This is a genomic window from Roseovarius mucosus, from assembly GCF_002080415.1.
GTDB lineage: Bacteria > Pseudomonadota > Alphaproteobacteria > Rhodobacterales > Rhodobacteraceae > Roseovarius > Roseovarius mucosus_A.
In genome coordinates this window covers 3,414,041-3,435,358 of sequence record NZ_CP020474.1, presented here as the reverse complement: position 1 = coordinate 3,435,358, position 21,318 = coordinate 3,414,041, and the positions used below count along the sequence as shown (strand labels likewise).

Annotated in this window: 21 protein-coding genes; 12 read left to right on the top strand and 9 right to left on the bottom strand. The window is 61.6% G+C overall.

What is annotated here, in order from left to right; all coding sequences use genetic code 11:
* Positions 1-49: 49 nt before the first annotated feature.
* Positions 50-1,360: an aspartate aminotransferase family protein gene (locus ROSMUCSMR3_RS16370; protein WP_081508005.1), complete on the bottom strand. Its 1,311-nt coding sequence runs from the start codon at positions 1,358-1,360 to the stop codon at positions 50-52.
* Between the two features lie 100 nt (positions 1,361-1,460).
* Between ROSMUCSMR3_RS16370 and ROSMUCSMR3_RS16365 the strand changes: the two genes are divergently transcribed.
* Entirely contained in the window at positions 1,461-2,306 is an 846-nt protein-coding gene (locus ROSMUCSMR3_RS16365; protein WP_081508004.1) for a LysR family transcriptional regulator, read from the top strand.
* 938 nt (positions 2,307-3,244) lie between these two features.
* Positions 3,245-3,406 carry a hypothetical protein gene (locus tag ROSMUCSMR3_RS21300; RefSeq protein ID WP_157667345.1) on the top strand — a complete coding sequence of 54 codons (162 nt, stop codon included), beginning with the start codon at positions 3,245-3,247 and terminating at the stop codon, positions 3,404-3,406.
* A gap of 329 nt (positions 3,407-3,735) precedes the next feature.
* Here the strand turns inward: ROSMUCSMR3_RS21300 and ROSMUCSMR3_RS16350 are convergent, their stop codons facing one another.
* Positions 3,736-3,942 carry a ParD-like family protein gene (locus ROSMUCSMR3_RS16350; RefSeq protein ID WP_081508002.1) on the bottom strand — a complete coding sequence of 69 codons (207 nt, stop codon included), beginning with the start codon at positions 3,940-3,942 and terminating at the stop codon, positions 3,736-3,738.
* A 116-nt stretch (positions 3,943-4,058) separates the two neighbouring features.
* Between ROSMUCSMR3_RS16350 and map the strand changes: the two genes are divergently transcribed.
* Together map and ROSMUCSMR3_RS16340 are read left to right on the top strand one after the other, a co-directional pair.
* The gene (map, locus tag ROSMUCSMR3_RS16345) at positions 4,059-4,913 is read left to right on the top strand and encodes a type I methionyl aminopeptidase (RefSeq protein ID WP_198385544.1); all 855 of its coding nucleotides are present in this window, start codon (positions 4,059-4,061) and stop codon (positions 4,911-4,913) included.
* A 188-nt stretch (positions 4,914-5,101) separates the two neighbouring features.
* Positions 5,102-6,037: an alpha/beta hydrolase gene (locus tag ROSMUCSMR3_RS16340; protein ID WP_081508001.1), complete on the top strand. Its 936-nt coding sequence runs from the start codon at positions 5,102-5,104 to the stop codon at positions 6,035-6,037.
* A 145-nt stretch (positions 6,038-6,182) separates the two neighbouring features.
* Here ROSMUCSMR3_RS16340 and ROSMUCSMR3_RS16335 read toward each other — a convergent pair whose 3' ends face one another.
* The 5 genes from ROSMUCSMR3_RS16335 to ROSMUCSMR3_RS16315 all read right to left on the bottom strand — a co-directional run bounded on the left by ROSMUCSMR3_RS16335 (position 6,183) and on the right by ROSMUCSMR3_RS16315 (position 11,915).
* A complete protein-coding gene (locus ROSMUCSMR3_RS16335; RefSeq protein ID WP_081508000.1) occupies positions 6,183-7,124 on the bottom strand; it encodes a CPBP family intramembrane glutamic endopeptidase in 942 nt (313 codons plus the stop codon).
* A gap of 262 nt (positions 7,125-7,386) precedes the next feature.
* Positions 7,387-7,806, bottom strand: a complete 420-nt coding sequence (locus ROSMUCSMR3_RS16330) for a GNAT family N-acetyltransferase (protein WP_081507999.1) — start codon at positions 7,804-7,806, stop codon at positions 7,387-7,389.
* Between the two features lie 18 nt (positions 7,807-7,824).
* Positions 7,825-10,086, bottom strand: a complete 2,262-nt coding sequence (locus ROSMUCSMR3_RS16325; protein WP_237183468.1) for a prolyl oligopeptidase family serine peptidase — start codon at positions 10,084-10,086, stop codon at positions 7,825-7,827.
* 54 nt (positions 10,087-10,140) lie between these two features.
* Positions 10,141-10,758, bottom strand: a complete 618-nt coding sequence (locus tag ROSMUCSMR3_RS16320; RefSeq protein ID WP_081507998.1) for a TetR family transcriptional regulator — start codon at positions 10,756-10,758, stop codon at positions 10,141-10,143.
* 260 nt (positions 10,759-11,018) lie between these two features.
* The gene (locus ROSMUCSMR3_RS16315; RefSeq protein ID WP_081507997.1) at positions 11,019-11,915 is read right to left on the bottom strand and encodes a LysR family transcriptional regulator; all 897 of its coding nucleotides are present in this window, start codon (positions 11,913-11,915) and stop codon (positions 11,019-11,021) included.
* A gap of 186 nt (positions 11,916-12,101) precedes the next feature.
* Here ROSMUCSMR3_RS16315 and bla point away from each other — a divergent pair, with 186 nt between their 5' ends.
* Complete coding sequence (bla, locus tag ROSMUCSMR3_RS16310) at positions 12,102-12,986, top strand: class A beta-lactamase (RefSeq protein ID WP_237183467.1); 885 nt, start codon at positions 12,102-12,104, stop codon at positions 12,984-12,986.
* A gap of 108 nt (positions 12,987-13,094) precedes the next feature.
* On the opposite strand, the gene ROSMUCSMR3_RS16305 is transcribed toward bla, so the two are convergent.
* Entirely contained in the window at positions 13,095-13,979 is an 885-nt protein-coding gene (locus ROSMUCSMR3_RS16305; protein ID WP_081507995.1) for a LysR family transcriptional regulator, read from the bottom strand.
* A 114-nt stretch (positions 13,980-14,093) separates the two neighbouring features.
* Here ROSMUCSMR3_RS16305 and ROSMUCSMR3_RS16300 point away from each other — a divergent pair, with 114 nt between their 5' ends.
* Together ROSMUCSMR3_RS16300 and ROSMUCSMR3_RS16295 are read left to right on the top strand one after the other, a co-directional pair.
* Complete coding sequence (locus ROSMUCSMR3_RS16300; protein ID WP_081507994.1) at positions 14,094-14,816, top strand: SDR family oxidoreductase; 723 nt, start codon at positions 14,094-14,096, stop codon at positions 14,814-14,816.
* A 23-nt stretch (positions 14,817-14,839) separates the two neighbouring features.
* Entirely contained in the window at positions 14,840-15,127 is a 288-nt protein-coding gene (locus ROSMUCSMR3_RS16295; RefSeq protein ID WP_199861257.1) for an Atu4866 domain-containing protein, read from the top strand.
* Between the two features lie 178 nt (positions 15,128-15,305).
* On the opposite strand, the gene ROSMUCSMR3_RS16290 is transcribed toward ROSMUCSMR3_RS16295, so the two are convergent.
* A complete protein-coding gene (locus tag ROSMUCSMR3_RS16290; RefSeq protein ID WP_237183466.1) occupies positions 15,306-15,929 on the bottom strand; it encodes a TetR-like C-terminal domain-containing protein in 624 nt (207 codons plus the stop codon).
* 56 nt (positions 15,930-15,985) lie between these two features.
* Here ROSMUCSMR3_RS16290 and ROSMUCSMR3_RS16285 point away from each other — a divergent pair, with 56 nt between their 5' ends.
* The 5 genes from ROSMUCSMR3_RS16285 (at position 15,986) to ROSMUCSMR3_RS16270 (ending at position 21,311) form a co-directional block, all read left to right on the top strand.
* Positions 15,986-16,423 (top strand): nuclear transport factor 2 family protein, encoded by a 438-nt coding sequence (locus tag ROSMUCSMR3_RS16285; protein ID WP_008280009.1) that lies wholly within the window; start codon positions 15,986-15,988, stop codon positions 16,421-16,423.
* Complete coding sequence (locus tag ROSMUCSMR3_RS21295) at positions 16,420-16,593, top strand: hypothetical protein (protein ID WP_157667344.1); 174 nt, start codon at positions 16,420-16,422, stop codon at positions 16,591-16,593. Before ROSMUCSMR3_RS16285 ends, ROSMUCSMR3_RS21295 begins: the two co-directional genes overlap by 4 nt.
* 776 nt (positions 16,594-17,369) lie before the next feature.
* Complete coding sequence (locus ROSMUCSMR3_RS16280; protein ID WP_198385622.1) at positions 17,370-18,206, top strand: alpha/beta fold hydrolase; 837 nt, start codon at positions 17,370-17,372, stop codon at positions 18,204-18,206.
* A 266-nt stretch (positions 18,207-18,472) separates the two neighbouring features.
* Positions 18,473-19,168 carry a hydrolase gene (locus ROSMUCSMR3_RS16275; RefSeq protein ID WP_081507991.1) on the top strand — a complete coding sequence of 232 codons (696 nt, stop codon included), beginning with the start codon at positions 18,473-18,475 and terminating at the stop codon, positions 19,166-19,168.
* A 142-nt stretch (positions 19,169-19,310) separates the two neighbouring features.
* Positions 19,311-21,311 carry an amidohydrolase gene (locus tag ROSMUCSMR3_RS16270; protein WP_087148907.1) on the top strand — a complete coding sequence of 667 codons (2,001 nt, stop codon included), beginning with the start codon at positions 19,311-19,313 and terminating at the stop codon, positions 21,309-21,311.
* Positions 21,312-21,318: the final 7 nt, after the last annotated feature.

The window sequence follows — 21,318 nt, the reverse complement described above, 5'->3', positions numbered from 1 at the left end:
ACATGACCTTGCCGAAACGGCAGCCGACATGGAACTTGCGATGTGGACCTCATCGGCGCACCGCCGCTTCCAGCGCTTCGCCCAAGATATCCAGCCCGTGCGTGATCTCCGCATCCGTCGCCGTTAACGGTGGCGCGATCCGAAAGACTGCGCCCATGGCGGGTACTTTGACGATGTTCATGCTCAAACCGCGTTCCATCGCCGCCTCGGCAATCCGGTCGCCCATCTCTAGGTCAGGTACGCGGCTATTTCGGTCGGTCACAATCTCTAGCCCCAGCAACAAGCCGCGTCCGCGTACGTCTCCTATGCAGTCGTGGCGCTGCTGCAACGCCAGCAACCCGTCGCGCAACAAGGCCCCGGCCTGTGTCGCCCGCGAGATTAGCCCGTCGCGCTCCAGCACGTCCAGCACAGCCAGCCCCACGGCGGCCGGCAGAGGGTCAGAAACATGTGTGGTCAGGAAGATGTACCCGCGCTCGTGCGCTTTCTCCTCGATCTCCCGGCTGGTCATCACCGCCGACAGCGGCAGCCCCGCGCCCAATGTCTTTGACAGGGTCAGGATATCCGGCACAACCCCGTCCCGCTCGAACGCGAACATTGTGCCGGTACGCCCCACCCCGGTCTGCGCCTCATCAAGGATCAGCAGCATCTCGCGCTCCTCGCACTTGCGCTTCAACGCGGCAAGGTAGCCCTCAGGCAACTCGATGATCCCGCCCGACGACAGAATCGGCTCTGCGATAAAGGCCGCAAGGCTGCCCGTCGACTGCGCGTCGATCAGCGCAAAGGCGTCGTCCAGCTCTGTCTGCCAGTCAAGGCTTCCATCGTCATGGGTGAACCGAGGCCGATAGGCATGCGGAGCGGGGATCGCGAAGGAGCCGACCGTCACCGGGCCGTACCCCTTACGCGCGGCACTGTAGGTGGCCGAGGCCGCAGCCCCCGTCATGCCATGCCAACTTTTGGTAAATGCCACGATCTCGTGCTTGCCGGTGACGCATTTCGCCAGCCGGATCGCCGCCTCGTTGGCTTCACCACCCGTCGACAGGAGCATTGTCTTCTCCAGCCCCGGCACCATGCGGCCCAGCCGGCTGCATAGCGCGACCACCGGCTGTGACAGCATGCCGCTGAACAGGTGATCCAGCCGTCCTGCCTGCTCGCGGATTACACGTACGACCTCCGGGTGCGAATGCCCCAGCACGGCACTCATCTGCCCCGAAGTGAAATCGAGGATAGGCTTGCCGTCAGTGTCATAGACGAAACACCCCTCGGCGCGGTCGATGATCCGCCGTTCGAACACCGGGCCGTAGCGCATCACGTGGCTGTCCACATCGGACCAAAAGCTGGAGTGTCGGTTCGCGTCGGGCATTTCGTTGTTCCTTCAATGAAATGAGTCTCGACGAGACCTAACGCAGATCGGCTATTGAGTATAATTCATTCCACTGCATCCCGAATCAAGAAAGCCTTATATGCCCGATCTCGACATCGCCCTTTTGCGAAGCTTCGTCACCGTCTCCCGATCCGGCTCCATGCGCGCCGCGGCTTTACGCATCGGACGTACGCAATCAGCGGTCAGCCTGCAGATCAAGCGTTTGGAGGACCTCGTGGGCGAGGAGCTTTTTCACCGAACCGGGTCCGGCGTCGCTCTTACAGTGGCGGGGGAGCGCTTCTTTCCCGGAGCCGAACGTGTCCTTGCCGCCCATGACGAAACGCTGGGATCGATCAGACAGGACGATCTCTGCGGTTCAATCGTCTTCGGCTGCCCCGAGGATTACCTGACTGCCTTCTTCCCCGACTTGCTGCGGCGCTACGGTGCCGCGCATCCTGGTATCGAGATCGAGGTGATCAGCGCCCCCACTGTCGAACTGCGGCCTCTGCTGCAACGCCGCCGCATCGACCTCGCGATCGTGTCCTTGCCAGACACGGCGGACCCGTCCGACATCATCCGCTATGAACCGCTGGTCTGGATCGCGTCAACCGACGCGCCCGCCTTGCTGCAGGAACCGATTTTACCGCTCGCCCTCTCGGCACCCGACTCGCTCGACCATATCGAGGCACGCCGCGCGATGGATGCCGGTTCCCGCCCCTATCGCGTGGCCCACGCCAGCAACGGGCTTGCGGGCCTGCTAGCCATCGCCCGCTCCGGCCTCGCGGTCAGCGTGGCGACCCGCGCCGCCGTGCCCAGCGACCTTTCCATCATCACCAACGGATTGCCTCCTCTGCCCAAACTCGGCATCTCGCTCGCTTACGCCTCCGCACGCCCATCCCCCGCGAGCCGCTCCTTTGGCCGCTTCGTCGCGCTGAACCTGACGTAGACAAACTCTGGTTTCTTTCGCGCAAAGACATCGGTGAAGTCGGACATCGCTACGGCCTTGAGCCCGCGTTCGACCATCCATGATGGAGAGAGATGAGCCCACCCCGTGAACGAAGGCGACGTGGATCTCGGCTGAATTCCCCGTCTAAGTGGACCGCACCCATCGGGAAAACAGCCCTTGCAGATAGTGGAACGGGCGCATTCGGGCTTTAGGCGCCGTCGCCCGTTCCACGCGTTCAGTCTGATATGATCCAGCCCTAATTGGCGCATGACCCGCTTCGTTGGGCGACGTCCAACTCTTCAGTTGGCGTCACAAGCGCGGTCAACGGGGTGGATCACGCCCAAGAGCCTGACGACGTCAGCACTCGCTTCGGGTTGGATCGCGGTCGCAGCGTTGCTCGCGCGCCCGATCAGACATGATCTGGGCATTGAGCGCGGTCTCGCTGGTCAGGTTCTGCAGGTGGGCCCTCTTTAACCTTTCTGACGAAGAGCTGTCGTCCTGCATACACCCGGCCACCAAGACCGTGACTGCTGCCACGACCAAGAGGCGCGTCGTCGTTCGATGACACTGTGACAATGAGATATCTCGCATCTTAATTCCTTCCGGAGTTCTGTGTACCTGTTTGCGGCGGCGGTCCGCACCGCTGCGAACCCCCGTCGCCGCGCAAGGTGCCGACGAAGATTGCGTGAACATGGCGTAGTTCAGAAAATGGCGACCATCGTTAAGGTCCCTTCGCGTCAACTGGCAGTCAGGAGGGTGGGGTCAGCCTGATAGGCGTGCGGTCAGTCCTTGGGATCATCTGAGCCGGTGCGTTCTGATGGTGTGGGGTCAGACGTCTTGAGCCGCTTGGGGAGGTGGAACGTCAGGCCCCGGCCGTCGCGGGCCGTTTGAACCAAGAGCGGATCACGGGTGCCGGCTAGTCCTTCGGCGGGCACACCTTGGCGCTTTTGCTTGGCGCACAGCTTCAGGGGCAAGATTTCTCGGAGCCGTGGATCGGCGCAGGTATCCTGTTGACCGCGCTCGGTCGTGGTAGCGACGACCTGACCCCGGACAGCGCGGCGCGGTTTCCTTTCTTCGACGTGGATTACACATCACGCTGAAGCCCGATCCTCGTGGCTTGCGGGGCCGAGGATCATCCGCACGTCACGCCGCGCGGCCCTGAATGGCATGCCGACGCCTTTACCGACGCGCCGGGAGCTAACGCGCTGCTGATGATCGCAGGCGCGGGCCACGGCCTTGGCGGTATCGCCGGTCTGGACGCAAAAGAGACGGAGGCCGAAGCCCCCGACGCGCATGAAGCGACGCGGCGTCTGACGTTCGCCTAGCTGTCGAAAAGCCTCAGCATCGAGGCAGAGACATGGGACAAGGATCGAATGGCCTTGAGTAACGCCGCCGCAGATTTGACAACTCTGGCCGAAAAATCAGCCTCTCAGGCGGCGTTGATCTCGGGCATCTTCACATCGGCCAGCTTGCGTTGCTGGGCCATGATTTCGGTGAAGGACAGGCCGGGGTTCGCCTCGGCCAACATGCCGACCTTCATCCAGAATTCGGCCTGAGCGTTGATCGAACGGCACATGACGGTGCTCGACTTGCGCAGTTCCTCGTGCAGTTCCTCTGCGATCTTCACGATGCCCATCCGGATCACTCCTTTTAACAAATATACGAATCATATACGAAACGCATACTCACTGTGATGATCCGTCAATCGGGCGGCGTCGGCAAGAAGATTCACCAACAAAGAAGGGACACCGGGTGGCCACTTACATCAACGTCCCTGTCGCTCCGCCCGCGCAGAGCGCCCGGCGGACGGAACGCATCAAGCTCTACGGGCTGGACGCCTTTGCGGGCATGCGCCGCGCCGGGGCCCTGACCGCCCGATGTCTGGACGAGATCGCCGCCCTTGTCCGGGACGGAACCCCCCTGTCCGAGATCAACACCTTCGTGCTCGACTTCGCCGCGACACATGACGCCCGACCGGCGACTTTGGGCTACAAAGGCTATGAATACGCCTGCTGCACGTCGGTCAATCACGTGGTGTGCCACGGTGCCCCCACGGCGCGAAAGCTGCGCGCGGACGATATCGTGAATGTGGATGTGACGCTTGTCCTTGACGGCTGGTATGGCGATGCCAGCCGGATGTACGCCGTGGGCAAACCCAAGATCGCCGCCGAGCGACTGATCCGTATCGCGCATGAGGCAATGATGCGGGGCATCCGGGCGGTGCGTCCTGGCGCGCGGTTGGGTGACATCGGTCATGCCATCCAGAGTTACGCAGCGTCGCAGCGGTGTTCCGCCGTCCGTGACTTCTGCGGTCACGGCATAGGGCAAGTCTTTCACGACTCGCCGAATATCCTGAATGTTGGCAAACGGAACACAGGACCCGAACTTCGGGAAGGGATGATTTTTACCGTGGAACCGATGATCAACCTCGGACGGCCTGACGTGAAGATGCTTGCCGACGACTGGACCGCCGTGACGCGGGACAGGTCATTGTCGGCGCAATTCGAGCATTCGATCGGGGTTACAGCGGAAGGCTTCGAGATATTCACGCTCTCGCACCAGGGCCTGCATATGCCGGGGGTCGATCTGGCGGTTGCACAAACCTGAGCGATCAGAGCTCTTCGTCGGACTGCACCGCGCGGTTGCCCATTCCCTACTCAGAAAATTTATGGAGCATCATCCCCATGCAACCTTCGCCCGTCATCATCGCCCGACTGTTGGCCGTATCGCTTGGATTCGCAATGACATCACCCGCGAGCGCCCAAATAGGCGGCGATTTGGACATAGGGGAAAGCATGCCGATTGAGGAAGAACTGACCGCATCGGGCCCGATTGGCCCCCTCAGGGGAACCTTGACCCTACCGACCGAGCATGGGCCGCTTCCGGCGGACGTGCCAGTGTTTCTGGTCGTGCCCGGTTCCGGGCCAACGGACCGCGACGGCAATTCGCCCCTTGGCATCGCGGCGGCGCCATACAGACTGCTTGCCGAAGCACTGGCCGAGCGGGGCTACCCATCGGTGCGCATCGACAAGCGCGGCATGTTCGAATCCAAGGGCGCCATTCCGGACCCGAACGATGTGAGGATCGCAAGCTATGGCGACGATCTTCTTGCCTGGACAGCCGCCATCAGGAAGCGGCTGCCCACTCAGGACGGCACGCGCTGCGTCATCCCGATTGGGCACAGCGAGGGCGGGCTGGTCGCCTTGGCCGCCATGGCGCGCATCCCGGACGCCTGCGGGGTGATCTTGATCGCCAGCATCGGCCGGGCCTTGGACGAAGTGATAGGCGAGCAGCTGCGCGCCAACCCCGCGAATGCGCCTTTCCTGCAGGAGGCCGAGGCGGCCATGGCCACGCTGAAGCGTTGCAATCGGGTGGATACGGGCACCATGAGTCCCCCATTGCGGCCCCTTTTTGGCGCAGAGGTCCAAGGCTTCTTGATCGACGCAATGTCATACAACCCTATCGAATTGGCAGCCCGTCTCGAGGTTCCCATGCTCGTTCTGCAAGGCACGCGCGACCTGCAGGTCAGCGTGACGGATGCACGCATGCTGGCAGATGCCACAGCTGATGCGATCCTCGCATTGCTTCCTGACGTTAATCACGTCCTCAAGATCGTGGCATCCGAAGACGCTTCGGCGAATCTCGCGACTTACACCAACGCGGCCATTCCGATTGCTCCCTCGGTCGTGGATGCGGTTGCGGACTTCGCTGCAAGGATCAGGCAAGACTAGACCCACGAGAAGCGCGGAGCAGTCGCGCTCAACGCATCGTTCTGGGAACTGGTAGAAGCATGCTCATGCAAAGGGTTTCCTCTCGATCTCCGAAAACCGCTGATTGCAACATGCTTCAGGCAACTCCGAAGCTTACTGATACAGATCACGCGCTCGAATTCGCCGGCGTCCGCGCCGGTCCGCTTTTTCGCGTGGTCCACCAGACAATCGCAGTGATGACGACAAGCCCGGCGCTCGGCACGAGGTTGGCGGGGGTTCCGGCGATCTCACCACGGCTGCTCAGGTCGCCCCCCAGGTCGAGATGGAGCGTCGTGGCCAGAACCAGGGCGCTGACGTTGTAGACCGCGTGCAGCACGACGGCGACCTCAAGGCCCCCCGTCCTCCAGGTTATGGTGGCCATCGCACCGAAAAGCACGAGATACGAACCAAGAATGTAAGGGTCCAAAGTACCGTGAAAAAACGAGAACAGGACCGTCGTGATGCCGATACCGAGCATTGCACCGGACAGAGATTCACGTGTCCAACTGCCAACAACCCGGAACATCAAGCCACGAAGCCCGTATTCCTCACCAGCGGCCGCCAGCGGGGTGAGCGTCATGCCAATGATGAAGAACGCGACCAGGTCCGCCGTGCTCCATGGGACTGTGTCACCGGGTGTCAGAAGAAATCCGACTGACATGACGATGAGGAGCAAGGGGCCGAATACAATCAATGCGCGACCGAACACCCCGAACCTGAATCGTCCTGCCACCGAATGCAGGGAGCGGGCGGGAACTCCATAGAGCCAGCGCTGTAGCAGCATGCTGTATGGAATGAGCAAAGCCAAGGACAAGGCCCCCGCAGCGTGCATCAGAGGCGTGAAGCCTGTCCGCCCGAGAAGCTGGGTGTCGATGGCCGAGGCCACGGCGAGGCACACTTGCGCGAAAAGAACGAGACCCGCAAACAGCAGGATGATCGCGACGATTCCTCGGACGATCTTCCGGTTTTCGTCCGCGTAGACGCGATGGTATTCCAAGTCGGCAGGAACCCGCGGTGTGCGTACCATCTCGTCAGGTTCCAGGAACCAACTCTCACGTTTGCGACGCATTCTCTTCCTTTCTTCAGTTCACCCACGGGGAACGTAATGCCGCGCGCTACGCAATCGCGGCCCGCTTTGGGTTCTGCGGCTGATCTCCTATGCGCAGTGGAAACCCGTTCGAGCACCCCTTGCATGCCAAGCACGGCCCTAGTGGAGATCTGCGTTGATACCCGTATCCGTATCCAGATCCTGCCCCCTTCGCCAAAACGCTTGGAAAGCATTCAACATCGAGTTTTAGCCAATCATTACAGGAGGGCCCGACCTTCAGATCTCAGAGCCGCTTCACAAAAAAGAGCCGTGCCTCGTTCTCAGGATAACCGTCGATCCGGCCAAATTCGCTGTAGCCCAAGCGCTTGTAGAACTCAGGTGCCTGAAACGAGAATGTGTCGAGCCATATGCCGTCCATCCTTCGCAGGCGTGCTTCCTGCTCGACGCGCGCCATCAACTGGCCACCGACCCCCTTGCCACGGCTCTCCTCGGCCACTGCCAAGAGCTCGACGAACACCCACTTCAGATCAAGCGAAAAACGGGCAGCAAGACCACCGAGGTAACGACCGTCTTCATGCGCCTCGAATAACACCGTTTCGGACTTGAATGATTTCCCGATCGCCTTGGAGTGAAGATCAAGAAGCGCCAGAATACGGTCGCGTGCTTCACCTTCGGAACCTTCGGCAGGGCGGATCTCGGTCATTGTGATATCCTCTCGTCATTATTTGGTCGAACTAGGGAGATGGTTGCACCGGCAACCGGGGCTGACCTCGAGCCCGGTCCAGTGGGCAGCAAAGGCCCACATGTCGGAGAACTCTGCGATAACCATGTTAGTTGGCTTACCGGTCCCGTGCCCGGCGCGGGTTTCCACGCGCAGAAGATGCGGCCTGTTCCCGATGTCGGCGGCCTGCAACGTGGCCGTATATTTGAAAGAATGCGCAGGAACGACCCTGTTGTCCGTATCCGCCGTCGTGACAAGAATTGCAGGGTAGCGCGCACCCTCGCGGATTGTGTGGAGGGGCGAATACGACAGAAGGGTTTGGAACTCTTCCTTAACGGCAGGGCTGCCAAACTCCTCAACCCAGGTGGCGCCGCTTGTAAAGCGATCAAACCGCAGCATGTCGAGCACCCCCACCCCCGGCAGGGCCGCCGCGAAGAGGTCCGGTCTTTGATTGACGACGGCACCGATCAGTAACCCGCCGTTCGACTCTCCATGGATCGCGAGTCCATCAGCAGGCGTGATGCCTTGGCTGATCAGATACTCACCGGCGGCGATGAAGTCGTCGAACACGTTCTGCTTGTTGGCGCGCCGGCCTGCATGGTGCCACGCTTGGCCGTACTCGCCACCGCCACGAATATTCGCCACTGCGTAGACGCCGCCCTGCTCAACCCAGGCCATGGCGGCTGGCGAGAAATGTGGCACCATGCTGATCGCGAAGCCGCCATAGGCATTCAGCATTGTCGGCGCCGGACCGTCAATGTCTTTGCGCCGAACAACAAAGAGTGGCACCCGCGTGCCGTCCTGCGAGGTGTAAAAATGCGGCTCGACCGTGAGTGTGTCGAGATCGGTTGCGATTTCGGGTTCGGCCCAGACCGTCGTGCGGTTTGCATCGACGTCAAGACGCAGGACGGTCAGCGGCGCATCAAAACTGGTGAAGGCGAAGAAGGCCTCGTTCGCACCGGGACGACCACGGACGATGCCGGTGCTGCCGGGCCCCGGCAGCGGGACGGTGCCCTCGAACGTTCCATCTAGATTGTAAAGCTCGGCCTGCGACTGGACATCGATCGTGTAGGACAGCAGCAGCCGGTCGCCCAGCATCGCGGATCCACCTTCGCGCAAGACTGCATCGGGCCGTTCCGGGATCATTTCCGAAAACTCGGGCTGCGCCTCCGAGAGGTCCATCGTTACAATCCGACCCCGAGGCGCATCCTTCTGCGTTGCAAAGAAGAGTTTCGTGCCGACGTTGCCCAGCAAGAGCCAACGATCATCGTAGCTTTCGATGATGGTATCAGGCGCAGGATCGGCGGAAGACAGGTCCGTCACCGTGACCGCAACGCCCCCCGTCAGCGCGGACGTGTAGACGATCAGGTAACGGCCATCCGGCGTGACATCGACAGAATGCAACAGAGCTTGTCCCGCCGTCGCCGCATGGATCAGCCGATCTTCCGACTGGTGCGACCCAAGGCGATGAAAATAGACGGCATGGCCTTCGACGCCGGCGCTAAAGGCTGCCCCTGCCTCGGGTTCGGGAAACCGGGAATAGTAGAACCCCGAACCATCGGGATGCCAGGCGATCGTGGTGAACCGTGCCCATTCCACCGTGTCGTCCAGGATCTCGCCTGTCGATGTGTTGATCACCCGAATGGTCCGCCAGTCCGATCCGCTGTCCTGCGTGGCAAATGCCACGACCGCGCCATCGGGCGAGGCGGCCCATTCGGCCAGCGCCACGGTGCCATCCTCTGACCAGGTATTCGGGTCGATCAGGATACGGTTCGCGCCGTCAGCCCCTTCACGCACCAGAAGTTGCGCCTGGTTGTCGAGTCCGCCGTTGCGCGTGAAGAAGTAGAGGCCGCCGCGCTCGACCGGTGGGGTCAAAGTTTCGTGGTCGAACATCGCCGTCAGCCTGCGATGAAAGACATCCCGCCCGGAAAGACCCTCGAGATAGGGCGCTGAGACGGCATTCTGCGCGGCAATCCATTGTGCGACCTCGGCATCTTGCCGCGGATCATTCTCCAGCCAGCGGAACGGGTCGGCGACGGTGACGCCGAAATGCACCTCTTCGGTAACGGTCTGACGTGTGTCCGGATAGGTCATTGGCATATCATCCTCTGCAAAGGCGGGGGCGTTGAACAGGAGCAGCGCCGTGGCGGCAGCGCCAAGAAGGTGCTGCGTCACCGAGAGACGCCCCTGTCGCTCGGACATCTCTTGGCGCAATCGGCGGATGGATATGCGCCCGGCGGGCCGGCTGCTTCGTGCTGTCATGGTGATGTTTCCTTTTTTCCTTTCGGACGCGCTGGCCCGAGTGGGCTGCCGCCGTCAGGCGACGGCGTCGCAGATGGGGAGTGTCGCGGCGGCCCGGATCGCCGAAAGGATGCGGGCCGTCGCCTCCTCAGACGTCACGTGCATACCGCCGTTGATCACGGCCGCGCTGATCTCTTCGTCCACAAGGCGCATCGCTGCTGTGATGGCAGCGGCGCAGAGCCTGACCTCGAAATCGTCCGCAGTTCGCGCCGCACGGTCAGCGACGACGCCGATTAGCTCCATCTCCGCCGCGTGACACGCCATGAGCCAGGCCGAGCGCAGGGCCGGTTCGCGGTGCAGGATCGCGAGGATCCGGACAGCGGCAATGCTGTCGCGGACGAAGGCATCGTCAGAGATGAATACCGTCATGGACCGGGCCAGGAATTGGTCGATGCTTTCGGTTTTCGGCCATTGGCCGAGCAGTGCCGCGAAGCGCAATTCGCTGACTTTCAACACCGGTTCGACGCAGGCTTCCTTGGATCGGAAGTATCGCCAGACAGTTCGCGTCGAGATGCCAGCCGCGGCGGCTATGTCGTCACCGCTGGTCGCATCAAAGCCCTTCTCCCAGAACAGCCTTGCTGCATGTCGGGATACGTCGAGCCGCGCGTCCTCTAGTCTCGATCCGTCTGTCACTCTGTGGCCTCCGTTCCCTCACGAGGGTGCCAGTGGGTTGTTTTTCTCGTCGGGCAAGTGAACAGTTTCGCCGCACCCACACCACCTATGTCACTAAGTGACATGGACACTAGATGTCACTTAGTGACAGTGAGCGCAAGAGGGTAGCTGTTCTTTTGGCTCGCCACGCGCCACCATGATCACTGACTAAGCCAGATCATGCCCGCAGGCTGCGAGAACCCTCAGATTGGACGATCCCGAAGTGCTGGTGGATACAGGTGCTAGGCACTGGTGCCTAAGGCTGGTTCTGCCGATGCAGTAAGCAGCCAACTTCTGAAATCTCGCATGGCAGGTGTAGGCGGTCGGTCCGCAGGCCATGTCAGGCAATACCTACTCGCAGACACCATCGTCGAGAACGGCTGAACCAACCGCCCATCCGCAATGCGGCGTGTGAACATTTCCACCGGGAGGAGCGCCACGCCCCCGCCATCCGATGCAATCTCGGCCATGGCGAGCGAGGAATCGAATATCGGACCGGTCAGTGGCGGACAGAGTGCCCCTGCCTCTGCAAACCAGCGCGGCCATTCGTCGCTGCGATAGCTCCGCAGCAGGACCTCGCGGCTGAGGCTTTCAGGGGTCGTCAGATATTCGGCCATCGACGGCGCACACAGCGGTGCGAGCGGAGCCTCAAGCAGCACGTCAGACTCAAGCCCGGTCCAGGAACCGCTGCCATAGCGGATCGCCATGTCGAGCCCCTCGCGCAGGATCTCGACGCGGTTGTTGTTGGTCGAGATGCGAAGGTCAATCGACGGATGCTCCTGCCGGAACTCAGGCAGACGCGGCCAAAGCCAACCGACGGCAAAGGTCGTGACAACACCGATCTTCAACGTCTCGATGTGGCGATGTCCGGTAATGCGGTCGAGCGTTCGCGCCATTGCGTCGAAGCCGTGTTCCAGAACAGGGTACAGCGCCCTGCCCTCATCGGTCGGCACCAATCCGCCGGATGCGCGCACGAACAATGTGACGCCGAGCCGGTCCTCGAGCCGTGCCACCTGATGGCTGACCGCGGCTTGGGTGACGCGCAACTCTATGGCGGCGCGGGTGAAACTACCCTGCCTATAGGCCGCCTCGAACACGCGGAGTCCGTTCAGAGGCAGGTCCGGGCGATCCATCGGCATTACTCCAGCTAATGCCAAGTGTGATACTTTGTCGTTTGATGGCCGTAAAGTAGCAAACTAAGGGGTGCGGCGTGACATCCATTGATGTCTCGTAAATTCCAGACCTTGATGGTCGCCCGTCATCACTCGCCTTGAGCAGGCGACGAAGCGGTGCCATGCGCCATCGATTCAGACAAGGATGAACCCATGTTGACACATGCCGCGACGCTGCCCCTACTGGCCGCCGGGGTTTCCCTCGCACTGCTGACAGGCGCCCCTGCCTTTGGCCAGAACCCGAAACTGCATCTTGCCGCAACCATCGACCGCATCGAACAAGAGCTCGACGCGCGCGTCGGTGTTGTGATCCGCGACAGCGGCTCGGATTGGACCGTCAGCCATCGTGCCGAGGAGCGGTTCCTGATGGCCAGCACCTTCAAGACCATGCTGTGCGGCGCCGTCTTGCATCGTGTCGATGAGGGCGACCTCGACCTCGAAGAAAGGATTGCGATCGAGGCCGCAGAAGTCCTCGAGTATGCGCCTGTCACCGAAAAGATGGTCGGCGAAACGATGAGCGTGGGCGAACTATGCCACGCCGCGCTCGACATGAGCGACAACACGGCGACCAATCTGCTGATCGACCGGATCGAAGGACCGCAAAGCGTGACCGCATTTTTGCGCGAGATCGGCGATCCGGTGAGCCGTCTGGACCGCCGCGAGCCGGACGTGAACACCTTCGCGCCGGACGATCCGCGCGATACAACCACGCCCGAAGCGATGGTGTCGACGATGGAGACGTTGCTGACGGGCGGTGCACTGTCCCCGCAATCGCGCGCGCTACTGGTCGACTGGATGAGCGACGGTGGCGTTACGGGCGCACTGATCCGTGCGAGCACGCCAGCGGGCTGGCATGTCGCCGACAGATCGGGAAGCGGGAATTTCAACCGCAACATCGTGGCGATGGTGACGCCGCCGGATCGGGAACCATACTTCATCGCCATCTTCCTGTCGGATGCAGATGCCGACTTTAACACCCGCAACGGCGCTATGATCGAGCTGTCCAAAGCCGTCATGCAGGTCGTGACAAGCCGGTGAGATGGTCGCGGCCGCGCCCAACAAGGCGCGGCCCTCTCCACCAACGCAAGTCGAAGCGCGCAGAGATTTCCAGACTGCGATTGCGAGGCTCCGACCGCGAAATCGTGATCAGTCCACAAATCGCCACTGGCGAATGTGATTGATCAGCGCCCGCAGCTTTGGTGCCATGTTCTGCCGCTGTGGGAAATACAGGTAGAATCCTGAAAACGGCGGCAGGTAGCCCGTAAGCAACGGGACCAGTGCGCCACTATCGAAATGTTCTCTCATGCAGTCCCATGGCGCAAAGGTGATACCACCATCCGCCAAAGCCACCCGCAACATCAGACGCAGGTCGTTGGTTGTCACCTGTGGATCCACCATGACATCGAAGGGCTTGCCATTCTCCTCGAACTCCCATCGCCACGGGGCCGTGTCGGGGGCGGGTCGCCATCCGACACAACGATGATCGAGCAGATCCTTGGGGTGGTTCGGTGCGCCATATCGCGCGATATAGGCGGGCGTGGCTGCCGCCACTTCGCGTTGCGGGCCGCCAACGGGCACGGCGATCATATCCTGCTCGATCACTTCGCCCAAGCGAACACCTGCATCGTAACCACCGGCGACGATATCCAACGCGTCATCTATGACCGTCACATCCACCGTAACCTTGGGATGCGCCTCGGCAAAACGCGCCAGCAGCGGCCCCGACAGAAACTCCTCGGCAATGGATGTGACGGCCAATCGCAGCCGCCCACTCGGCACATTTTCATTGGCCTCAAGCGCGTCCTGTACCGCCGCCATTGGAGCGCGCAGGCTCTCGACCAGCCGGGCACCGGCCTCGGTCAGGCGAACCGAGCGGGTCGTGCGCATGACCACCTGTATGCCCAAGGCATCCTCTAGCCGGCGTATGCCTTGGCTCACAGCGGATCGCGTCACACCGAGCCGGTCCGCCGCAGCGCGAAAGTTCTGCTCTTCGGCAACAGCGAGCAGGAGTGGCAGCAAGTTCAAGTCCATAGGACGCCCCCATTGTCGCGCAGCGCTAACCAACCAGTCCAGCAATAACGGTATACCGTTCACAATGATCTGCGTCCATCTTGCTTTTTGCAAAAGGCAGATAAGGAGAAAATCATGGACAAGGTCATCTTGATTACCGGCGCCTCCAGCGGCATCGGCGAAGGCATCGCGCGCACGCTTGCAGCGCAGGGCGCGAAAATCTTGATGGGCGCGCGCCGCACGGATCGGCTGGACGCCATCGCACAGGACCTGCGTGGCCATGGGGCCGAGGTCGCGACTTGGTCGCTTGATGTCACCGAGCTTCGCTCCATGCAGGAATTTGCGCAAACGGCGCTCAACCTGTGGGGCCGCATCGACGTGCTGGTGAACAACGCCGGCGTGATGCCCCTGTCGCCCATGTCCGCCGTCAAATTCGACGAATGGGAGCGGATGGTGGACGTGAACATCAAGGGCGTTTTGTGGGGGATTGGGGCCGTTCTTCCGGTCATGGAACGGCAAGGCGAAGGCCAGATCATCAACATCGGCTCTATCGGCGCGTTGCAGGCCGTACCGACGGCAGCCGTCTATTGCGGCACAAAATTTGCGGTTCGGGCGATATCGGACGGGCTGCGTCAGGAAAGTAGCGCCATCCGTGTCACCTGCGTGAACCCCGGCGTGGTAGAGAGCGAACTCGCCTCCACCATCACCCACGAAGAGACGCAGGCGCTCATCGGGGATTACCGCGCCATTGCGCTGAAACCGGTTGATATCGCACGCGCCGTAAGCCAGCTGATCAACGCCCCGGCGACCGTGGACACAACCGAGATCACCATCCGCCCCACAGCATCCGCAAATTGAGGTCAACCATGGAGAAATCAGCCATGCTCACCGCCGTCCTTCTGGCCATCGGTGCCGAATTCGCCCGGAGTGAAACCCCGCACCCCTATGTCGGGATGTGGGTCACCGCCGACAACCGCATCCGGCACGAACTGCTGCCGAATGGCCGCTACGTCGAGGCCCGCGGCGAACGAGAACGCGCCTACGAAGGCCGCTATGAGATCAACGGCACATATATCGAATACTGGGACGACAGCGGATTTACCGCCGACGGTGAATTCGTTGAACCCGATGTGCTGCATCATGCGGGCATGGTTCTCTATCGGAAGTAACCACGATCACGCTGGCACATTCTCACCCGTTTTAATCCGGAAGTCGTCGGCTCTTCCGCCTGAGGGGAGCCGACGCAGGTCTCCGGACTATATTTGACTACTAACCACCAATGGATTTCAATCTCTCCAGCCCGAAACGGCTATGGAGCCTTCGGGAGGGTTGTCGTGAACAAGAGAGTTAGCACCGGGGAGAGGACGCCCTTAGTGCCGCGACAATTGCGACTGCTTCGGTCGCAAGTTGGTCGCGCGTCGGGGTGATCCCCAAAACCACCATGCGCCAGTAGAGCGGTGCGGGAAGCAGATCGAGGGCCAGATCACGATCGACGGCCTGGTCCAACTCGCCCCGCGCAATCGCGCGGTCGAGAACGACCTGTGCCTGCTCCCGGCGCGCTTTGGCAACCTGAGTGTTCAGATCTCGCATCGGCGCGGACCGTGCAGCCTCGGCATGAAGATCCGGTAGGATGCGTCGGATCATGGGATGGCGAAGGACCACTCTCAGGCGGATCAGAAAGGCAAGTACATCGGCCTCCAGGCTTCCATGGTCGTCGGGCATGGCGATCGTCAACCCAATCGTTGACACTGCCGCGACTGCAAATTCGTGGTGCGACGAAAAGCGACGGTAGATCGCGGCTTTGCCGGCCCCCGCTCTGGCGGCAACCCTTTCCAGGCTTATGGCGGCAAAGCCGCGTTCCGCCCATTCCTCGAAGAAAGCGCGATAGAGCGCATCGGTCAGATCGGCACGTTGCACGGCAGCCCCGGAAGGTTTTCGTCGGGATTTAACGACGGAACGGTTGCGTTCCAACGAAAGTACTCCTATTTGGTCGATACGTTACCGTTCCATCCATATGAGGTTCCATCATGGCTGACAAGTTCGATAGTTTCTCTGACCTGCTGCGCGCGGCATTAGGTGACCGGCTCGCCCCTGCGGACAGCTTGCTCGGTCTTTTCACAGATGACGTGATCTTCGAGTTCCCCTATGCGCCTGACGGGCTGCCAAAGCGGCTGGACGGCAAGGCTGCCCTTGCGGCGCATCTTGAAAAGCTCGGCCCGTTGCTCATCTTCGGGCCGATGGAGCTCGGCAGCGTACATGCTGCTGGCGATACGGTGGTCTTCGAGTTTTCCTGCAGCGGCGCGGGCGTGAATACAGGTGCTCCTTATAATCAGAAGTACATTTCGGTGGTCACTGTGCGGGAAGGGCGCATTGCGCATTACCGCGACTATTGGAACCCGCTGGTCGTGCTGACAGCCTTGGGCGGCACCGAGGCTGCCGCCGCTGCGTATGAAGGGACAGCATGATGGTGGTCGAGCGGGTCCTCATCACCGATGTCATTGGCAGGCCGGTGCGCCACATTTCTCTTGATCCTGCCGCTCTGGCAGCGCGCTTCGTGGCGCAGGGCCTTCCGCCTGACGACGCCAAGACGCTCACGGGTCTGGGCGTAGTCAGGCGGGCGCTAAAGACTGTATGACCCTGGGCGTTGAGCGGATGACCGGGCAGCGGCCCACGTCATTCCGCGACTTTGCGCACCGCGTCTTCGAGCAGCTATCGCGCACAGATCCTTGCAAAGTCGATGTGCCGGATCGACCATCAGGAGTCATCACGCTTTGATCGGCTGACGGCCGCGAAAGCCTGACTGAAACGTCGGGAAAAAGAACTTGCGACGCCGGATGGGTTCGTCGACTGGGGGAGTTTGTAAGGCATGAGGCGTTGTCCGTGCTTGGGTCATTGTTACTCCAGATGTCGTGACCGCATGTCAATTTAGGCGCCGTGCAATCCTCTGTTCTCCATCGTCAAAAATGATGAAACGGCGTTCGAGAGTATCGCCGGGCATGTGAGATCATTGAGGGTCGCTGTCGTCGGATCGAGACGGCTTCCGAGGTCCAAAACTCCCGTGTGTCGACACATACCTTCTTCCGCGTTGCGCCGGTGCGGATGCCGGACAAAACCGGACTCGCATCGTGCAAACAGCGGGATGCAACAATGCGCAAATTCGGCACATGCACAGCAGAACACGCAACGCCAACGAGGCGGAGGCCGCCTAAGATGTCTTCGAAATTCCCGATGTACTGCATGCCGAACACCGATGACGCCTGACAAAGAAAGGGATCAGCAATGCGCATCAATGATCTGACCCACACGACACTGACGCGGCGCACGGCTCTCGCCTCTGCTGGTGCTTTTGCCACGGCAAGTGCGTTGTCCCTTCCAAGTTTTGCCCAAGATCAAACACAAGGAGATTTTGACATGGCAGAGATCACTACCCCCGACGGCAATCGCATTTTCTTCAAGGATTGGGGCCCGCGCGACGCTCAGCCGATCGTCTTTCATCACGGTTGGCCCCTCAGCTCCGACGACTGGGACGCGCAGATGCTGTTTTTTCTCTCAAAGGGCTACCGGGTGGTGGCACATGACCGGCGCGGACATGGCCGTTCGGAGCAGGTCGACAGCGGCCACGACATCGACCACTACGCCGCCGACGCCTTTGCCGTGGCCGAGGCGCTGGACCTGCGCAACGCGGTCCACATCGGCCATTCCACCGGCGGCGGCGAGGTCGCGCGCTACGTGGCGCGGCACGGTGGACCGGCTGGCCGGGTGGCCAAGGCCGTTCTCGTCGCCGCCATCCCGCCGCTGATGCTGCAGACCGACGCGAACCCCGAGGGCACGCCGATGGAGGTTTTCGACGGTTTCCGCGCGGCCCTCGCCGGAAATCGCGCGCAGTTCTTCCGCGATGTGCCCGCCGGTCCGTTCTACGGGTTCAACCGCGAGGGTGCGACGGTCCACGAGGGCGTCATCCAGAACTGGTGGCGGCAGGGCATGATGGGCAGCGCCAAGGCGCATTACGATGGCATCAAGGCCTTCTCGGAGACCGATCAGACAGAGGACCTGAAGGCGATGACCGTGCCGACGCTCGTCCTGCATGGCGAGGATGATCAGGTGGTTCCAATTGCAGCCTCGGCCGAAAAGGCGGTCAAACTGCTGCCCAATGGCACGCTCAAGACCTATCCGGGGTTCTCGCACGGCATGCTGACGGTCAACGCCGACGTGCTGAACGCCGATCTGCTCGAGTTCATCACGGGCTGATACACCTGCGGCCCGCCCCACTGCGATTGTCCGCGCAGGCAACGCCTATCGTCCCAAACAAAGGAACTGTGCCATGTCGAAACGCGATGCCACTTTCCCGCCGACCGCCACGCGCTTTGGCAGCGGTCGGCGTCTGCTGGCTCGCCGGTTTTGATGTCGAGATCACGGTGATGGCGCGCATTCCGGGTTGATGCCCGATCAATCGCGGTACCTTGAGGCAAGCGGAAACACCCAAGAACACATGAAATCACCCAAGGAGAGAGCACATGACCAAGCCTGAACTACTAACCCCGGACAATTGCCAGATCATCTTTATCGACCACCAGCCACAGATGGCCTTTGGCGTGCAGTCGATCGACCGGCAGGTTCTGAAAAACAATGTTGTGGCCCTCGCCAAGGCGGCCAAGGTGTTCGACATCCCGACCACGATCACCACGGTCGAGACCGAAAGCTTCTCGGGTCACACGTATCCGGAACTGCTGGAAGTCTTCCCCGATCATCCGCTGCTCGAGCGCACCTCTATGAACTCCTGGGACGACCAGAAGGTGCGTAATGCGCTCGCGAAGAACGGCCAGAAGAAGGTCATTGTCTCTGGGCTCTGGACCGAAGTCTGCAACAACTCTTTCGCCTTCAGCGCAATGGCCGAGGGCGGCTACGAGATATTCATGGTCGCTGACGCCTCCGGCGGGACCTCGCAGGAGGCGCATGACTACTCCATGCAGCGCATGATCCAGGCCGGGGTTGTGCCGGTGACCTGGCAGCAGGTGATGCTGGAATGGCAGCGCGATTGGGCGCACCGTGAGACCTATGATGCCATCATGAGCCTCGTGCGGGAGCATTCTGGCGCTTATGGCATGGGCGTCGATTACGCCTACACCATGGTTCACAAGGCGCCTGAGCGGGTCGAGCATGGAGAGCGTCTGGCACCCGTAGCCGCCGGATCGGCCGCCGCCGCCGAATAGCGATCTCGATGCGCCGGGTCCGGCGGCTGCTATGCCCCGCAGCCGCCCCATTCCCTGCCGACGCATCGAGCGGGCCTGCATCGCCCCGCAGGCCCGCCCTTACTTTCAGGCTGGGGTGAAGCGTGCGGCTGGGACGTTTGACATGCACGAGACGAGACAACACCCGATCAAAACCGCCGCGCCGGTCACCCGCCGGTGGGTCACGAAATCAGGCGCCGCGCTTGGCGCGCTTGGGCTTTTTGCACCCGACACTGCGCAGGCACAATCCAACACGGAGGACGGCATGGCCGACACGATCATCAGAAACGCGCGTGTGACGACGCTTGATCCCGCGACGCCAGACGCCGACGCCGTCGCGATCCGGGATGGTCTCATCTTGGCAACGGGAAGAGAGAACGAGATCATGTGGCTGGCAGACTCGGACACGCATGTGATCGACGCGGGCGGCAGGCGCGTGATTCCCGGCCTGAACGACAGCCACACGCACCTGATCCGTGGCGGGCTCAACTACAATATGGAACTCAGGTGGGAGAATGTTCCCTCGCTCGCTGACGCGCTGCGGATGCTGAAGGAACAGGCGGACCGCACCCCTGCCCCGCAGTGGGTCCGGGTCGTCGGCGGCTGGTCCGAGTTCCAGTTCGCCGAGCGGCGCATGCCGACGCTTGACGAGATCAACACCGCCGCGCCCGACACACCCGTTTTCATCCTGCACCTCTACGGTCAGGCGTTGATCAACCGGGCGGCCATCGCGGTGCTGGGTTTCGGGAAGGAGACGCCGAATCCGCCGGGTGGCGAGATCCAGCGGGACGCCCAAGGCAACCCCACGGGCCTTCTTATCGCCAAGCCCTCGGCGCTCATCCTATATTCCACCCTCGCGATGGGGCCAAAGCTGCCCCTCGAGGAGCAGATCAACTCTACCCGCCATTACATGCGCGAGATGAACCGCCTCGGTATCACATCGGTGATCGACGCCGGTGGCGGCGGCCAGAATTATCCGGATGACTACGCCGTCATCCAGCAGCTGCACGACGCGGATCAACTAACGGTTCGAATCGCGTTCAATCTTTTTGCACAAACTGCGGGTGCAGAGCTTTCGGACTATGAGAACTGGGTAGCAATGACCGAACCCGGTGCTGGATCGAACATGCTACGGATGAACGGAGCGGGTGAGAACCTGACTTGGTCGGCAGCGGATTTCGAAAACTTCCTCGAACCCCGTCCCGATCTCGTCCCCACAATGGAAAGCGAACTGGAGCCGATCGTCGAGCTGCTGGCGGTGAACAAATGGCCGTTCCGCATCCATGCGACCTATGACGAAACGATCGACCGGTTCCTAACCGTCTTCGAGCGTGTGAACCAGCGCCAGCCCTTCGAGACGCGGTTCATCATCGACCACGCAGAGACGATTACGCCGCGCAACATCGAGCGGATCACGGCGCTTGGCGGCGGCATCGCCACGCAGCATCGAATGGCGTTCCAGGGGGAGTATTTTGTAGACCGCTACGGCGCGGAGGCGGCGCAGGCGACACCACCAATCCGGCGGATGATCGACATGGGCACCCCGGTCGGTGCTGGCACCGATGCAACACGCGTGGCTTCTTACGACCCGTGGGTCAGCCTCTACTGGATGACCATCGGCAAGACGCTGGGCGGCATGCCGCTTTACAGCGAGGACAACCTGCTGACGCGCGAGGAGGCGCTGCGGCTCTGGACGCATGGGTCGGCATGGTTCTCGGGCGAGGCGAATGAAAAAGGCACGTTGGCGCCCGGCATGTATGCCGATCTCGCCGTGCTCTCGGCAGATTACCTGAGCGTGCCGCCTGACGAGATCCGGCAGATAAACGCCGTCCTGACCATGGTCGGCGGCCGTATCGTGCATGGCGAGGGCCCGTTCTCCGATCTTGCACCGCCGCTGCCGCCCGCCTCGCCGGGCTGGAGCCCAGTCGGCGCGGTCCCAAGTCCGGGCGCGCGGCAGGCGACCGGTGCCACTGAGATGCGTATTGACCGCGCATGCCACGATGGCTGTGCCAGCGCCTGCTCGCTGCACGGCCATGACCACGGAATTGCCTGGACGAACCCCATTCCCGTGAAAGACGTAAAGTCCTTCTGGGGCGCACTCGGCTGTTCGTGTTTTGCGGTGTGAGGGGAGG

Excerpts from the sequence above, each read along its gene's own strand:
- ROSMUCSMR3_RS16350 (WP_081508002.1), bottom strand. The coding sequence starts at position 3,942 with ATGGGCATCGTGAAGATCGCAGAGGAACTGCACGAGGAACTGCGCAAG.
- ROSMUCSMR3_RS21295 (WP_157667344.1), top strand. The coding sequence starts at position 16,420 with ATGATGGTGGTCGAGCGGGTCCTCATCACCGATGTCATTGGCAGGCCG.
- ROSMUCSMR3_RS16300 (WP_081507994.1), top strand. The coding sequence starts at position 14,094 with ATGGACAAGGTCATCTTGATTACCGGCGCCTCCAGCGGCATCGGCGAA.
- ROSMUCSMR3_RS16270 (WP_087148907.1), top strand. The coding sequence starts at position 19,311 with ATGCACGAGACGAGACAACACCCGATCAAAACCGCCGCGCCGGTCACC.
- ROSMUCSMR3_RS16325 (WP_237183468.1), bottom strand. The coding sequence starts at position 10,086 with ATGACAGCACGAAGCAGCCGGCCCGCCGGGCGCATATCCATCCGCCGA.
- ROSMUCSMR3_RS16305 (WP_081507995.1), bottom strand. The coding sequence starts at position 13,979 with ATGGACTTGAACTTGCTGCCACTCCTGCTCGCTGTTGCCGAAGAGCAG.
- ROSMUCSMR3_RS16330 (WP_081507999.1), bottom strand. The coding sequence starts at position 7,806 with ATGACCGAGATCCGCCCTGCCGAAGGTTCCGAAGGTGAAGCACGCGAC.
- ROSMUCSMR3_RS16365 (WP_081508004.1), top strand. The coding sequence starts at position 1,461 with ATGCCCGATCTCGACATCGCCCTTTTGCGAAGCTTCGTCACCGTCTCC.
- bla (WP_237183467.1), top strand. The coding sequence starts at position 12,102 with ATGTTGACACATGCCGCGACGCTGCCCCTACTGGCCGCCGGGGTTTCC.
- ROSMUCSMR3_RS16340 (WP_081508001.1), top strand. The coding sequence starts at position 5,102 with ATGCCGATTGAGGAAGAACTGACCGCATCGGGCCCGATTGGCCCCCTC.
- ROSMUCSMR3_RS16280 (WP_198385622.1), top strand. The coding sequence starts at position 17,370 with ATGGCAGAGATCACTACCCCCGACGGCAATCGCATTTTCTTCAAGGAT.
- ROSMUCSMR3_RS16285 (WP_008280009.1), top strand. The coding sequence starts at position 15,986 with ATGGCTGACAAGTTCGATAGTTTCTCTGACCTGCTGCGCGCGGCATTA.
- ROSMUCSMR3_RS16335 (WP_081508000.1), bottom strand. The coding sequence starts at position 7,124 with ATGCGTCGCAAACGTGAGAGTTGGTTCCTGGAACCTGACGAGATGGTA.
- ROSMUCSMR3_RS16295 (WP_199861257.1), top strand. The coding sequence starts at position 14,840 with ATGCTCACCGCCGTCCTTCTGGCCATCGGTGCCGAATTCGCCCGGAGT.
- ROSMUCSMR3_RS16275 (WP_081507991.1), top strand. The coding sequence starts at position 18,473 with ATGACCAAGCCTGAACTACTAACCCCGGACAATTGCCAGATCATCTTT.
- ROSMUCSMR3_RS16315 (WP_081507997.1), bottom strand. The coding sequence starts at position 11,915 with ATGCCGATGGATCGCCCGGACCTGCCTCTGAACGGACTCCGCGTGTTC.
- ROSMUCSMR3_RS16370 (WP_081508005.1), bottom strand. The coding sequence starts at position 1,360 with ATGCCCGACGCGAACCGACACTCCAGCTTTTGGTCCGATGTGGACAGC.